Here is a 13,447-nt window from a genome sequence, read left to right as displayed (position 1 = left end):
TCGATCTGCCGGCGCTGATTGCCGGTGGCTATCCCTGTTATGGCGGGCTTGATCTGTCTCGCACGCGCGACTTTACCGCATTCACGCTGACCTGGGTGCTCGATGCCACCAAGGATGCCGAGCGGCTTGCGTCAAAGACATGGTTCTGGACGCCGGCCGATACGCTGAAGGACAGGGCCAATACCGACCAGGCGCCCTATGAACTGTGGGTCGACCAGGCGCATATCGAGGCAGTACCCGGTCAGCGGCTCAAATATTCCTGGCTTGCCGAAGCGCTGGCCAGGCTTTGCGCACTCTATGCCCCGCTCGAAATCGGCGGTGACCAGTACGGACTTGAGCAGCTCCAGGAGCATTTGTCCGCCGATGGTGTCAGTTTGCCGATCACCATCCACCCGCAGGGCTTCCAGAAGCGGATCATCGACCGGGATAAGCAAGCGCCCGAGGGTGAGAAGGAGCTTTATCTCTGGATGCCGCACAGCATCAACATGTTCGAGAATGCGCTGTACGAACAGCGGATGGAGATCGATCCGAACCCGATGCTCGATCTTTGCGCGGCAAGTGTTGTCTATGCGGAAAACCGGACCGGTCACCGCATGTTCGACAAGGAAAACGCCTTTGGTCGCATCGACGGCATGGTGTCCACGGCGATGTCGGTCGGGATCGCCTTGTGCCGCCAACGTCCCGAGGAAAACCTCGACGACTTCCTCTCCAACCCCGTGATGGTCGGTATCTGATGGCGAAACGCAACAAACGCGGTGCAGCGACTGCGCCATCCAACGCGACGCGCGAGGAGCTGGTGTCCAAGGAAAGGCGCTTGAGCCTGAAGGACAGTGCCGGATGGGCGGCAGCCTTTGGCACCAGCAATCACGCTGGCAAGACGGTCACCCTCAACACGGCCATGCAGCTTGCCACCGTCTGGGCCTGCGTTCGGCTGACGGCGCAGGCGGTGTCCTGCCTGCCGCTGTCGATCTTTGAGAAGCGCGGCGACAATAGCCGGGTGAAAGTCGAGGCCGACGACGCGCTGGTCGATGTCCTGTGCGAAAGCCCGAACGAAGACCAGACGCCGCTCGAATTCTGGGAAACCATGGTCGCCTGGTTGATGACCACGGGCAATGCCTATGCGGAAAAGGTCGAGATCGGCACGCGCTTGAGCGCGCTGCAGCCAATGCCCAGCACCCATTGCCACCCGTTCCGGGATGCAGACGGTGCCTTGAAGTTCAACGTCATCGATCGCGGAAAGAGCGAGATCCTGCCACGCGACAAGGTCTTTCACCTGAAGGGCTTTGGCTTTGGCGGTGATGTCGGTCTCTCTCCCATCCAGTTCGGGTCGCAGACTTTTGGCTCGGCGATTGCGATTGACGAGGCGGCCGGCCGGCTGTTTGGCAAGGGGTTGCAGGCAAGCGGCATCCTGTCGTCTGAAAAGATCCTCGATCCGAAACAGCGGACTGATCTCGAAACCATCATGAGCCGGTTTGTCGGTTCTTCGAATGCCGGCAAGCTGATGATCCTGGAAGCCGGCCTCAAATACGACCGGCTGTCGCTGTCGCCGGTCGATGCGCAGATGCTGGAAAACCACCGCTTCTCGGTTGAGGAAATGTGCCGGTGGTTCGGCATGCCGCCGATCATCATCGGGCATGCCGCACAAGGCCAGACGATGTGGGGTTCGGGCGTCGAGCAGATCCTGCTGGCCTGGCTGACGCTTGGCATTGATCCGCTCTGCGACCGTATCGAGGCGCGCATCAAAAAGCAGCTGATCCGCCCGAGCGGCAATCGGCGCCGTTATGCCGAGTTCAACCGCGAGGCGCTGTTGCAGATGGACAGTGCCGCCAAAGCCTCGTTCCTGTCGGTGATGACGCAAAACGGCCTGATGACGCGCAATGAAGGTCGGGCAAAGCTCAACCTGCCACGCGTCGAGGGCGGCGATGAACTGACCGCCCAGACCAACCTTGCGCCGCTCTCAGTCCTGGGCGCCGCAAGTGATGGCAATACAGCCCGCGCGGCGATGCGCGCCTGGTTGCAAGGTGAAACAGACAAGGTGGCCGCATGACCCTTCGTATTCTCCCGAGTGCCGCCGTTGGCATTCGCCCTGGCCTGCATTCGAAAGTGACGGCCCGCGCGTTTGAGAACTGGAACCCCGATATCCGCCAAGCCGCCGGCACGGCTGAGACCGTCGAGAACACGATCTCGGTTCTCGACGTGATCGGCAATGACGCCTGGGGCGAGGGGGTGACGGCCAAACGTGTGGCCGCAGCCCTGCGTTCGATCGGCGACCAAGATGTCGTCGTCAACATCAACTCGCCCGGCGGCAACTATTTTGAGGGCCTGGCGATCTACAACACGCTTCGCGAACACAAGGCCAAGGTGACGGTCAAAATCCTCGGCGTGGCCGCCTCGGCCGCCTCGGTCATTGCGATGGCGGCCGACGAGGTGCAGATTGCGCGCGCCGGCTTCCTGATGATCCACAATGCCTGGGTCGTGGCCGAAGGCGACCGTCATCAGCTGCGCGAGGTGGCCGACTTCCTCGAACCCTTCGATGCAGCCGCCGTCGATATCTATGTGGCACGCTCGGGCATGGATGCCAAAGACGTCGCAAAGATGCTCGACCGGGAAACATGGATCGGCGGGGCGGAAGCGGTCGAAAAGGGTTTGGCGGATTCGCTTCTCTCCTCTGACGAAATCGCTGCCTCGCCGCAAAACTCGGCCGCTGCGAAAACGCGGGTCGCCGCCCACCGCGTCGATGATCTTCTGGCGCAACTCAACGTGCCGCGCTCCGAGCGGCGCGATCTGATTGCGGCTCTCAAAGGGGGCATGCCTGGCGCTGCCTCAACCGGCATGCACGACGCTGCCGTCCTCACGGAGGTCAACGACCTCCTCAAATCAACGCTCAACACCTTCAAAACGTCCGTCTAACGCCCGGACCCAAAGGACACATCTCCCATGAAACTCTTCGCTCTTTGCGGAGCGATCGCGCTTGCCGTGATCGCCACCGCCTGCTTTGCCATGCCGTCTTCGGACCTGGTTGCGCACCTTGCGTCGGCCGCCACCACCCATCCGCCCGTGATGGCGATGGTCATGATGGCCGGTGCTCATCCTGCCCACATGCGAAAGGCCCGCATGCCTTCGTTCCCGGCATCGCTCCTGATGACTTCGCTTCCGGCTGGCATCATCGGTTCCGTTCGCAACGAGGCCAATGTCGAAAAGCTGCTGGCTGACGTGAAGGCGTCGCTGAAGGAAGTCTCCGACGGCGTCAAGCAGACCGCCGAAGAAGCCCTTCGCCAGGCGAAATCCGCCGGCTCGGTCTCCGATGAGATCAAGCAGAAGGCCGACAAGCTGTTGTCCGACCAGGCCAAGCTTGCCGAGACCCAGAACAGGCTGACGGAAAAGGTCGAGCAGCTTTCGACCCGCAACACCGATCTCGAACAGCGGCTGGCCTCGCGCCGTGGCGGCACACAGGATGAGCCGAAATCGCTCGGCCAGTTGGTCGGTGACCATGCCAATGTGAAGGCCTTCGTGGCAGCCGGCGCCAAGGGTACGGTCAACGTCTCGGTGCAGAATGCCATCACCACCTCGGCCGGTTCGGCCGGCGCGCTCATTACCCCGCAGCGGGAGACGGAAATCGTCGGCATGCCGCGCCGGCAGTTCTTCATCCGCCAGCTCCTGCAGGTCGGCACCACGACCTCGAACAGCATCGAATATGCCCGCATGGTGGCGCGGGTGAATGCGGCCGCCGCAGTTGCCGAAGGGGCCTTGAAGCCTGAATCCAATTACACCTATGAGCCGGCCGATGCGCCGGTGCGCACCATTGCCCATTGGGTGCCGGTGTCGCGCCAGGCGATGGACGACATTCCCCAGCTGCAGAGCGAGATCGATGGTGAGCTGCGCTATGGTCTCGATTTTGTCGAGGAAGCCCAGATCCTGAAGGGCGACGGTCTCGGGCAGAACCTGCATGGTCTGGTGCCGCAGGCAACCGACTATGCCGAGCCGGCGGGCATCACGGTTGCGGCCAAGACCAAGATCGATGTGCTGCGCCTGGCGCTGCTTCAGGCGTCACTCGCCGAATATCCGGCCGATGGCATCGTGCTCAATCCGATCGACTGGGCCGATATCGAACTCACCAAGGATGGCGAGAACCGTTATCTCTTTGCCACCATCATTCAGATGCTCGGTCCCCAGCTCTGGGGCCGGCCGGTCATCTCCACGCAGGCAATGGGGCAGGACGAGTTCTTGGCGGGTGCCTTCAAGATGGCCGCCAAGGTCTGGGACCGCATGGATACGGAAGTCGCGATCTCGTCCGAAGACCGCGACAACTTCGTCAAGAACATGCTGACCGTTCGCGCCGAAAAGCGCCTGGCGCTCGCCGTCAAGCGTCCGAAGGCTCTGGTTGCCGGCGACTTCACCACGGCGCTTGCCGCCTGATCAATCGCGATCGGCAGATGACGGCGGGCAGCATTGTTCTGCCCGCTGCATCGCCAATGGAGAACCGACATGGAAATCAAAGCAAAGCGCAGCTCGTATGGCGAATATGGCAATGTGCGCCGGGGCGAGGTGATCACGGTCGATGATCGTCTGGGCAAGGCGCTCGTGCAGAAGGGCAGTTTTGTTGCCTATGACGCCAAGGCCGAGGCCAAGGCAGAAGCCGAACGCGAGGCACAGCGGCTGGCGGCCGAGGCATCACAGAAAGCGGCCGAGCAGGAGAGGGCGGCGGCAGAGGATGCCCGCGCTGTCGAGCTCGAAGCCCTGCGATCGGAGCTGGCGGACAAGACCACCCGCATTGCCGATCTGGAACAGCAGCTTGGCGCCAAGACGGCCTCCCTCGTCGATGCGGAAAAGCAGGTGACGGACCTGTCCGGCCTGGTCGCGGCTCTCTCTAAATCCGATCCCGAGAAAGAGCCGGCCGGCACCAAGGGCAAAAAGTAATGGCGGCCGATATTTGGGTGGTTGAGCCACCCGTGCCGATCGTCACGCTGGAGGATGCCCGCCGGCATCTGGCCGAACTGCCAGAGGAAGACGAGGCCTATGTCGAAGGCCTCATCCTGGCCGCCACGACCTGGATCGATGGGCCGACCGGCTGGCTCGGGCGGGCGCTCGGTATCCAGACGCTCGACTATGCCATGGAGGACTTCCACTCCGAGGCTGACGGCTACATCCATCTGCCGTTCAGTCCGGTGCTTGAGCTGGTCTCGATCCGGGTTCGGCTTGGTGCCGATAGCTTTGAGACGATCCCGCCTGCCGAATACGAAATCGATGCGGGTGGCGTCTATCCTCTGTCCGGCGCCTGGCCGTTCGTCTCCGGGCGCAATCAGCGGGTCGTCATCCGCTATCGGGTCGGCTGCGCCAAGACATCTGGCACCCATCAGGCGGGCACGCCTGCTGTCTGGGTAGCGAATGTGCCGGAACCCATCCGCTTTGCCATCCTGCTTCTCGTTGCGCATTGGTATCGGAACCGCGAGGCGGTGGTGATCGGCCAGAGCGCTGTCACTCTCCCCTTTGCGGTCGATGCGCTTTTGCAGCCCTACCGCATCTATCGATAGGAGTGACCATGGCCCGTGTCCGGTTCCTCAAGGATTTTGACTACCGGCCGGCCGTGTTCGGCGTGACGATCGCCTACAAGGCCGGTCAAACCTACACGGTCAAACGCGACTGCGCCGACCAGGCGCTTGCCGCAAAGGCGGCCGTGACCGTCAGGGCGCCGCGATCGGCGCCGAAGGCAGGCGGCGATGCTTGATGCCGGCAGTCTGAAAGAGCGGGTGGCACTCGACAAGCGGGCGCGCACTGACGATGGCGCCGGCAATTATCGCTCTGACTTTGTCGAGCAGTTCCAGCGCCGGGCCGCCTTTGTCTATGCCGGTGGCAGCGAGGCAGTTGTTGCCGAGCGCCTGCAGGGGCGCGCTATCCTCAAGGTTCGACTGCGCAAGGATTCGAGTTCCAAAACCATCGGGACAGACTGGCAGCTGCGCGATGTCAGGCGTGGCACGGTCTATGCGATCCGCGAGGTGGATGCCGTCACCGATCCGCTTTGCGTCTTTCTCACCGTGATCAGCGGGGTTGCCTCATGAAGTTCATCGGACTGGAAAAACTGCGCCGGCGCCTGGAGCGGATACCTGCCGAGGTGCGCAAGCGTGCCAAGGCGGAGCTGATGTTGCAGGGCCGCGAGATCAACATGCTGCAGCGCTCGCTGGTGCCGAAGGATGATCTGACGCTGGCAGGCACCATTCGCTCCGAACCTCTGCCCGACCCGGAAATCGGTGTCGTCATCCGGGCCGGCGGTGCGGCGACGACAAAGCCCGTGCGCAACTCGGAAAAGGGCAATTCCCCCACCTATGACTATGCGCTGGGGCAAGAGTTCGGGACCGAAGACATGCCCGCCAATCCATTCTTCCTGCCGGCAATCCGGGTGCGCAAGAAAAAGGCCAGGGCGCGTGTTCGGGCTGCCGTGCGCCGGGCGCTGAAGACGGCGGGCAAATAATGAGTGACGATCCGAGCCTTGCCATTCAGGTGGCGCTTGTGGCGCGCGTGGCCGAGCTGACGCGCGATGATGTTGCCGGCCGCGTCTATGACGATGTGCCGGCGGCCAGTGAGCGCATTGCCGATACCGGGGCGGACTTCCCTTACATCTCGATTGCCGACGGCCAGCTCGTGCCGATCGATGAAGAATGCTTTGACCGCTCCACCACCTTCATCAATCTCAATGTCTGGTCGCGGGCGATCGGCTATCCTGAAGCCAAGCGCATTGCGGGCCTCTTGCGCATTGGCCTTCACGAACAGGACCTGGCGATTGCCGGCCACGTCCTCGACCGCATGCGCGTCGAGAACATCACCTTCAGCCGCGATCCCGATGGCGTCACCCGCCGTGCGCGCCTGGAACTGTCGGTCGAGACCCAGCCCCAGACTGGCTGAATAGCGAACTGACTGCAAAATCCCACCATCCCCTGAATATGGAGACCATCGTCATGGCGACGACAAAAAAGCTATTGGTGCAGTTTGGCGACGGCGCCGATCCGCAGGCCTTCTCGCATGCCTGCACCATCAACACCTCGCAGGATTTTACCGTCGAGGCGACCACCACGGACGCCACCGACCCCAATTGCGAAAACCCCGATGCGCCGGGCTGGGTGCTGCGCTCGGTCGATACGCTCTCTGCCAGCATCAATGGTGCCGGCACCATGGACCCGATGAGCTATGGACGCCTGCGCGACCAGCAGCTGTCGGGCGAGCCCATTGATGCCCGCGTGCTGATCGACCTGCCGGCAGCACAGGGCGGCGGCCACTATGCCGGGCGCTACGTGATCACGTCGCTTGGCATTGCCAAGGAAGGCAAGGGCTATGTCTCCTGCACGATCGCCCTGCAGTCGGACGGTGAAGTGGTCTGGGTCGGTGCGGCATGAGCGCGCCACTCGCCCTTCCATTCGCTGGCAAAAGCATGGCCTTTCGCCTCGCCATCGGCCAGTTGCAGGAGCTGCAGCTCGCCTGCAGTGCCGGACCCGCCACGATCCTTGCCCGCCTCATGGCCTCGCAGCCACAGGCCGCCAATGCCAGGCGACCGGACCCGGAGAATTATCCGCTCGGTGCCTCCGATCCGGACTTTCTGGCAGACTTCAATGCCTATGCCCTGTTGCGTGGCATTGGCGGTGACTGGCGCGTCGAGGATGTTCGCGAGACCATTCGCCTCGGGCTCATCGGCGCCGGCATGACGCCCACAGACGCCTTTGGCATGGTCACCCGGTATGTCGATGACCTGGCGCGCTCGCCCCTGGTCGACAATGTCGGGATCGCGGCCGCCATCCTGCATCACGCGCTGACGGCCCCGGAGGGCGAAAAGCCGGGAAAGCCGTAGACCGAGAAGACGGGGGCGACGGCCGCCTGGTCTTCTCGGATTTTTACGGCCTCGGCGCCATCATGGGGTTTGCGCCGTCTGAGGTGGACAGCATGATGCTATGGGCGTTTGCCGCCTGTGCCGATGGCTATGCCAAGGCCAATGGCGCGGAAGACGTGCCGGAGGCGCCGAGCTTTGAGGAGCATCAGGAGATGTTGAGGAGGTTGGCGGGGTAGGGAGGTGGCGAGATTGCTATTGTCGCCTTCGAGATACCACAACTCAACGTCCACAGCCGGAAAATTCAGGCCGCAAGATCCTGACGCAGCGTGGCTAAAATTGGCCCTTTGCAGACGCTGATGCTTGAGCTCTCTTGACCGCAGCACACTTTCAACCACTGTTTAAAAAATAGTTCTACACATTATAGGATGCCTAGATGGCAGTATACTTTTTCGCTGAGCGGGACCCCGATGGCGACTGGCGTTATTCGGTCAAGGTTGGTTATTCGAATGATATCCCAAAAAGATTGCGAAACCTTCAGACAGGCAACCCTCGGGAGATCGCTGTCATGGGGTTCATTCGCACAAAGGACCGTGCGGAAGATCGGCGAGTTGAGGCCGATCTGCATAAGGGCCTCAAAGACGATGTGGTGCGTGGCGAATGGTTCAGTGTGGATCCAGAGCAAATCCTCGACGCACTCCATAGCCATTCCACCAACGCATTCCTTGCAACTGAGGGCGATCCTTTCGAAATCATCGGTCTCGATAGCGATGCCATTCCGGTGTACGCCAGTCCCTGGCATTGGGGCGAGTTCGAGGTGGACGAATTCTGCCCGCGCTGTGGCTGGGCTTCCGGTTGGAGAGAGGTTGAGACCGCAGGTGGAATGATGTGCCTAGAATGTGGCGCGCACGAAGCACACTACGAGGATAGGGGTGACGAGCCTGGCTGGAACTAAGGCACTGGACGTTTTGAGATGAGATGAAGCGGTGTCGCGCGCGGCGACAGTTTGCTGCTGCGACGAAGGTTCGGAACTGCATGTCGCGCCGCCGCAACATTCTAGATTCGGCGTGGGCATGACTTCGCAGATTCTGCTTTTGGCGCGAAGCGGAAGGCGGCCTTCGGCCCGGAACAGTCATTGCACGACTCGATCGAGCTCATTTGACAGACAAGGGTAAACGGGCTGGCAGGTCACAGGTTTTGAACAGCGACGGCGCGACGTTGCCTTTCACATAATATAGGAGCGTGCGCATAGCATTGACTGCAAATATTACATCAGAAAGTTTAAATAAAAACCTGTGGGGTTAGAAAAATATGCTTCCTCGCCTTTTGCCTGGCTTTATCATTATACCGCTCTCATATTGGCTCTACACATCCATCTCACTAAGCCGCTTTCACTGCCATGTACCAAGTTGGGCGTTTCAAGATTGGCATTTCGCCTACGAGATCGTCCCATATATCTTTGTTGTCGTTTCCTTCGCACTATTGTTCAGAACAGCGCGCTATGCGCTGCTCCACTCCAAGGAACTCGCCACCAATATCGCGATTATAGTGTTCGCCTTCGAGTTCAGTGTCTTCACTTTCGCGGCAGGCTACTACCAGTTCGGCATAATGGAAAAAGTCGACGCTACATCCGTCCTGCTCTCGCTTCCCGGCAAGCTTGACCCTGAGCTAGTTCCGATGATCATCGGAAATTTGTCCGTGGATTTGCCAAAAGACGGCGATTTGTGGACGCTGACGCCGCAGATAGCTCGGAATGCGTGGGATTACGTATTCTATTCGCTGTCAGTTGCCATCGGAGACGAGAAGATTTCCGCCGGCGATCTTTGCCCCGGAGCCACCCCGCTCAGGCTGCTGCAGGACTTTGCCAATGTTGGGTTCGGACTGCTTGCCGTGATCGTGTTGGTTCGATTCGAACCGCCCTCAAAAACCTAGCTTTTTGAAAGCATTTGCAACCTGCAGGTCTAGATTGGGTATTGCTGCCTTATTTAGGAACCAGATGTCCTCGGTCAACACATAGATGTTCTCCCCTTTCCGTGCGTACCCGCGTAGGGCTTCGAAACCGTAATACCCCTCTTCTTTGTCAAAGGAAGTGTGGAGAGAGGTGATGCCGAGTTGGTCAAACGACAGAATTTCACCCGGTTCTAGCTGCGCATTCCCGTTGTCAATCCAAACGGCCAGCTTCTTCAGTTCCTCACCACTGACCTCTCCATCATGGTCTTCATCAAAGCTTGCAAGCTTCTCATATCCGTTTCTATAGGTTTCTTCTGTCGCATCTTCTTCGGCGGTACGAGGGAATTCGCGAACAAATCCCATAAGGTCTCGGCCGGTCAGCGTCGTCTTGGGATTTTGTGCATCCCATTCGACAATAAGGCCGTCAGTGTTGCTTGTGATCCAGTCAATCTCCTGCATCGTGCCGTCGCCAAAAACGTCGAAACGAACAAAATTTCCAGTTGAAAACAGGCTGTAGAGCTTATTTTGGGTAGCGGTTAGCCCCGTGATATCAATGCGCTCGTTGCCATTCAGATCAATTGCTATCGGACAATCGCCCAGCGTATTAGTTTGCTTGATCGAGAACACGTAGAGGAACAGTAGCAATACTGGAAAATAATAGATTGAGAATCTGAAGCATCTAGAAAAAATGACTTTTTCATCTGAACTCTTTGGCGAACAGTAGTCTCCGCAAAATCTGAATATGCGCGCCCACAGCGAATCTTGTCTAGGCGCGCGCACCTCGCCTGCAACACTTCCTCGAAATTTCGAAGTATAGTTCCAAAATAACACGAGAATGCCCCATTATCCGTGATGCACATTTTACAACACCAAAAGCAAAAATCAATAAATAGACGGCGTGGGATTGACAGTAAAACGGCTCAAGTTTGAACATTTTGGCTGCTGCTAAAGCAGGCGCTGTTCAACTACATTTCCGTGCTCCTAAAGCAGCCGTTATTTTGAAATGTCTCCAATACCCTTTCTGGGCTCTGGAGCGCACCGACATGAATGCCATGAGGATATGCCACTTCTGGCGCAAAGCCGACATGGCATTTGCCAATACGATTCCTGCAATAAGCCCTACTTGACGACGCGCCCGTGATCGACTTGGCCGCCTTCGCTGCCACGCGCGCCCCGCCATTTTCCATTAAACCTAACCAGGACCCATCATGGCCGTCACCCTTGATGAGCTTCGCGCTGTCATGCGCATGGAGCTCAACCCCTTCATGAAGGACCTGCAGAAGGTCAACGGCGTCACGGCGCAGACGGCGCGCAAGGTCGAGACGACGTGGCTTGCGACGAACAAGCGCCTGGACAACATCGGCCGCAACATGGCCCATAGCCTTGCAACGCCATTGCTCGGCATTGGCGCGGCGCTGTCGGTGGATGCCGTGCAGCGCTATGCCGACGCCTGGACCACGGCAAAGAACAGCCTGGCTGTCGCTGGCGTCGTTGGCGATAACCAGACGGCCGTTCTCGATCGCCTGTACCAGTCAGCACAGGACAATGCCGCGCCGATCGGCGCGCTGGCAGACCTGTTCGGCAAGGCGTCCCAGGCGTCCGATGTGCTGGGAGCAAGCCAGGGCGACTTGCTCAAATTCTCGGACGGTGTGGCAACGGCGCTGAAGGTCGAGGGCAAAAGCGCATCGGAAGCTTCCGGCGCGCTGACCCAGCTCGGGCAGCTGCTCGGGCAAACGCGCGTGCAGGCGGAAGAATTCAACTCGATCAACGAAGGTGCGCGGCCGATCCTGATGGCGGTTGCCAATGGTCTCGATGAGGCCGGCGGATCGGTGTCCAAGCTGAAACAGCTGGTCAACGACGGCAAGGTGTCGGGACAGCAATTCTTTCAGGCCTTCCTCAAGGGACTGCCGAGCATTCAGGCCATGGCCGCCAATGCCACGCAGACCATCGAGCAGGGCATGACGAAGGTGAACAACGCCTTCACCAAATATATCGGCCAGACCGACGAAAGCCTTGGCGCCAGTGCGCGCCTGGTCGCGGGCCTCAATGCGCTCGCGGATAATTTCGAGCAGACGGCCGATGTGGTGCTGAAGGTTGCGGCAATCATTGCCGGCGCCCTGGTCGGCCGCTCCATCGCTGGCATGATCGCAAGCCTTGGGCTCGCCACCACGGCGGTTTTCCGGTTTGTGGCCGCCATCCGTGCCGCCGGCACGATTGCCGGTCTCGCAACCGCAATGAGCGGCCTTACCGTCGCGGCAGGTCCGATTGGCGCGGTGATCGGCGCCACGGCAGTCGGGGCGCTGGCGCTGTTCTATTCCGGCTCCACGGAAGCCAGCGAAGGGGCGGCTCTGTTTGAAGAGCGCCTGAAGCGCATGGGGGAGGCGGCAAACGAAGCTGCCCAGAAGACGGAAGATGCCGGCGACCGTATCAACGCGGTGCTGGTCAACAAACTGCGCAAGGAAGTGGCTGCAACGAGCGATGCGGCAGCCGAGGCTTCCGAAGCGGTTGCCGACCTGTTCGACCATCTGTTCAGGAACGTCGATCGCGACACGATCTCGCCGGCACAGCTTGCGCAGCTCGAAGAACTGAAGGTCGGCCTCGACAATGGCAGTGTCAGCGCAGCCGGTGCCAAGAACGCGCTTTATGCGCTGGCAAATGCCAACCCGGATTTTCAGGGGGTGGCGGATGCGTTTGCGCCGCTGCTCGATCGTCTCAATGAAGTCGTCGAAGGCGCCAGGGCTGCGCGTGCGGAATTGGCGGGCACGACAGGCTCGGCCCTCTCGGAACAGCAGATTGCCGGCTACAAGCAGTATGCCGCCTCGCGCGCGCAAGGCGAGGAGATGCTGCGGATCGGCAAGGCCTATTCGGAAGAGGCGCAGCGCCAGAACGGTTTGAGCCGTGAGCAGTTGGCGATCGAGAAGGAAATCGCCTCGATCCGCAAGGATCTGGCGGAGAAGGGCGGCTTCCTGCCGGAAGATCAGATCAAGGCGCAGGCTGCGGCAAACGTCGCGGCATCCGAAGCCCGCAACAAATCCGGACGCTCGGGCTCCGGCTCGATCAAGTCAACAACTGACAGCCGGTTTGACGGCGACATTCAGGCGATCCGCGACCGCACGGCGGCATTGATCGAGGAACAGGAAATCATCGGCCTGACCTATCGCGAGCAGGAAAAGCGGCGGATGGCGCTCGACCTTGAACAGGTGGCGCTGGCCGATCTGCGGGAGGAAGCGCGCCGGAAGGGGCAGACGGATCTCGCCAGCATCCAGCTGTCGGCTGACCAGCGCAGCCAGATCGATCAGGTGTCGGAAGCCTATGCGCGGCAGGCGGATATCCTGCGGCAGGTCACGGAAGGACAGCAGCGGGCGGAAGAGGCTGCGGCCGAATTCTATGACAGCTTCAAGAGCAATATGACCGATGCGCTGCTTGGGGCGAAAAGCCTCAGTTCGGCGCTGGGCAGCATCGCCAAGCAGTTGGGCTCGATGCTGATCAGTCGCGGGCTCGATAGCCTGTTCAAACCATCATCCGGCGGATCGTCGGGCGGATTGCTCGGCAGCCTGTTCTCCGGGATCGGCGGCCTGTTCCGCGCAACCGGCGGGCCTGTCCTGAAAGGGCAACCCTACATCGTCGGGGAAAACCGGCCGGAACTGTTCGTGCCGGACCAGAATGGAAAGATCGTGCCGCGCGTCC

Annotated in this window: 17 protein-coding genes; 16 read left to right on the top strand and 1 reads right to left on the bottom strand. The window is 60.4% G+C overall.

Annotated features, from left to right (window positions below):
• The 15 genes from KLP42_RS26030 to KLP42_RS25965 all read left to right on the top strand — a co-directional run.
• A partial coding sequence (locus tag KLP42_RS26030) for a terminase large subunit domain-containing protein (RefSeq protein WP_502941353.1) occupies positions 1-734 on the top strand: 734 nt, incomplete at its 5' end.
• Positions 735-814: 80 nt separating this feature from the next.
• Entirely contained in the window at positions 815-2,047 is a 1,233-nt protein-coding gene (locus KLP42_RS26025) for a phage portal protein (RefSeq protein ID WP_252193283.1), read from the top strand.
• Positions 2,044-2,910: a head maturation protease, ClpP-related gene (locus KLP42_RS26020; RefSeq protein WP_215571086.1), complete on the top strand. Its 867-nt coding sequence runs from the start codon at positions 2,044-2,046 to the stop codon at positions 2,908-2,910. The genes KLP42_RS26025 and KLP42_RS26020 overlap by 4 nt, the downstream gene beginning before the upstream one ends.
• A gap of 27 nt (positions 2,911-2,937) precedes the next feature.
• Entirely contained in the window at positions 2,938-4,416 is a 1,479-nt protein-coding gene (locus tag KLP42_RS26015) for a phage major capsid protein (RefSeq protein ID WP_215571085.1), read from the top strand.
• Between the two features lie 69 nt (positions 4,417-4,485).
• Entirely contained in the window at positions 4,486-4,917 is a 432-nt protein-coding gene (locus KLP42_RS26010; protein WP_215571084.1) for a DUF7302 family protein, read from the top strand.
• Positions 4,917-5,531, top strand: a complete 615-nt coding sequence (locus KLP42_RS26005; protein ID WP_215571083.1) for a head-tail connector protein — start codon at positions 4,917-4,919, stop codon at positions 5,529-5,531. The genes KLP42_RS26010 and KLP42_RS26005 overlap by 1 nt, the downstream gene beginning before the upstream one ends.
• 8 nt (positions 5,532-5,539) lie before the next feature.
• Complete coding sequence (locus tag KLP42_RS26000; protein WP_215571082.1) at positions 5,540-5,725, top strand: hypothetical protein; 186 nt, start codon at positions 5,540-5,542, stop codon at positions 5,723-5,725.
• A complete protein-coding gene (locus KLP42_RS25995) occupies positions 5,718-6,056 on the top strand; it encodes a phage head completion protein (protein WP_215571081.1) in 339 nt (112 codons plus the stop codon). Before KLP42_RS26000 ends, KLP42_RS25995 begins: the two co-directional genes overlap by 8 nt.
• The gene (locus tag KLP42_RS25990; RefSeq protein ID WP_215571080.1) at positions 6,053-6,466 is read left to right on the top strand and encodes an HK97-gp10 family putative phage morphogenesis protein; all 414 of its coding nucleotides are present in this window, start codon (positions 6,053-6,055) and stop codon (positions 6,464-6,466) included. Before KLP42_RS25995 ends, KLP42_RS25990 begins: the two co-directional genes overlap by 4 nt.
• Entirely contained in the window at positions 6,466-6,897 is a 432-nt protein-coding gene (locus KLP42_RS25985) for a DUF3168 domain-containing protein (protein WP_215571079.1), read from the top strand. Before KLP42_RS25990 ends, KLP42_RS25985 begins: the two co-directional genes overlap by 1 nt.
• 53 nt (positions 6,898-6,950) lie before the next feature.
• Complete coding sequence (locus tag KLP42_RS25980) at positions 6,951-7,385, top strand: phage tail tube protein (RefSeq protein WP_215571078.1); 435 nt, start codon at positions 6,951-6,953, stop codon at positions 7,383-7,385.
• Between the two features lie 35 nt (positions 7,386-7,420).
• On the top strand, positions 7,421-7,834 hold the full coding sequence (locus tag KLP42_RS25975) for a gene transfer agent family protein (RefSeq protein ID WP_215571077.1): 414 nt from the start codon (positions 7,421-7,423) through the stop codon (positions 7,832-7,834).
• 92 nt (positions 7,835-7,926) lie between these two features.
• Positions 7,927-8,049, top strand: coding sequence for a hypothetical protein (locus tag KLP42_RS27180; RefSeq protein ID WP_286675512.1), 123 nt, complete (start codon positions 7,927-7,929; stop codon positions 8,047-8,049).
• 197 nt (positions 8,050-8,246) lie between these two features.
• Positions 8,247-8,765 (top strand): GIY-YIG nuclease family protein, encoded by a 519-nt coding sequence (locus tag KLP42_RS25970; RefSeq protein WP_215571076.1) that lies wholly within the window; start codon positions 8,247-8,249, stop codon positions 8,763-8,765.
• Positions 8,766-9,121: 356 nt separating this feature from the next.
• Positions 9,122-9,742, top strand: coding sequence for a hypothetical protein (locus KLP42_RS25965; protein WP_215571075.1), 621 nt, complete (start codon positions 9,122-9,124; stop codon positions 9,740-9,742).
• On the opposite strand, the gene KLP42_RS25960 is transcribed toward KLP42_RS25965, so the two are convergent.
• The gene (locus tag KLP42_RS25960; RefSeq protein ID WP_215571074.1) at positions 9,731-10,387 is read right to left on the bottom strand and encodes an SPM autocatalytic domain-containing protein; all 657 of its coding nucleotides are present in this window, start codon (positions 10,385-10,387) and stop codon (positions 9,731-9,733) included. The genes KLP42_RS25965 and KLP42_RS25960 overlap by 12 nt on opposite strands.
• Positions 10,388-10,968: 581 nt before the next feature.
• On the opposite strand from KLP42_RS25960, the gene KLP42_RS25955 reads away from it, so the two are divergent.
• Positions 10,969-13,447, top strand: a 2,479-nt coding sequence (locus tag KLP42_RS25955; protein ID WP_252193282.1) for a tape measure protein, incomplete at its 3' end; no start/stop codon positions are given.

The organism is Rhizobium sp. CSW-27 (assembly GCF_018760785.1).
Classification (GTDB): Bacteria; Pseudomonadota; Alphaproteobacteria; order Rhizobiales; family Rhizobiaceae; genus Neorhizobium.
The sequence above is the reverse complement of the archived record's forward strand: the minus strand, read 5'-3'. Positions and strand labels throughout refer to the sequence as shown.

Excerpts from the sequence above, each read along its gene's own strand:
- KLP42_RS25970 (WP_215571076.1), top strand. The coding sequence starts at position 8,247 with ATGGCAGTATACTTTTTCGCTGAGCGGGACCCCGATGGCGACTGGCGT.
- KLP42_RS26015 (WP_215571085.1), top strand. The coding sequence starts at position 2,938 with ATGAAACTCTTCGCTCTTTGCGGAGCGATCGCGCTTGCCGTGATCGCC.
- KLP42_RS25995 (WP_215571081.1), top strand. The coding sequence starts at position 5,718 with ATGCTTGATGCCGGCAGTCTGAAAGAGCGGGTGGCACTCGACAAGCGG.
- KLP42_RS25980 (WP_215571078.1), top strand. The coding sequence starts at position 6,951 with ATGGCGACGACAAAAAAGCTATTGGTGCAGTTTGGCGACGGCGCCGAT.
- KLP42_RS26000 (WP_215571082.1), top strand. The coding sequence starts at position 5,540 with ATGGCCCGTGTCCGGTTCCTCAAGGATTTTGACTACCGGCCGGCCGTG.
- KLP42_RS25975 (WP_215571077.1), top strand. The coding sequence starts at position 7,421 with ATGGCCTTTCGCCTCGCCATCGGCCAGTTGCAGGAGCTGCAGCTCGCC.
- KLP42_RS25965 (WP_215571075.1), top strand. The coding sequence starts at position 9,122 with ATGCTTCCTCGCCTTTTGCCTGGCTTTATCATTATACCGCTCTCATAT.
- KLP42_RS25985 (WP_215571079.1), top strand. The coding sequence starts at position 6,466 with ATGAGTGACGATCCGAGCCTTGCCATTCAGGTGGCGCTTGTGGCGCGC.
- KLP42_RS25990 (WP_215571080.1), top strand. The coding sequence starts at position 6,053 with ATGAAGTTCATCGGACTGGAAAAACTGCGCCGGCGCCTGGAGCGGATA.
- KLP42_RS27180 (WP_286675512.1), top strand. The coding sequence starts at position 7,927 with ATGATGCTATGGGCGTTTGCCGCCTGTGCCGATGGCTATGCCAAGGCC.
- KLP42_RS26020 (WP_215571086.1), top strand. The coding sequence starts at position 2,044 with ATGACCCTTCGTATTCTCCCGAGTGCCGCCGTTGGCATTCGCCCTGGC.
- KLP42_RS26005 (WP_215571083.1), top strand. The coding sequence starts at position 4,917 with ATGGCGGCCGATATTTGGGTGGTTGAGCCACCCGTGCCGATCGTCACG.
- KLP42_RS26010 (WP_215571084.1), top strand. The coding sequence starts at position 4,486 with ATGGAAATCAAAGCAAAGCGCAGCTCGTATGGCGAATATGGCAATGTG.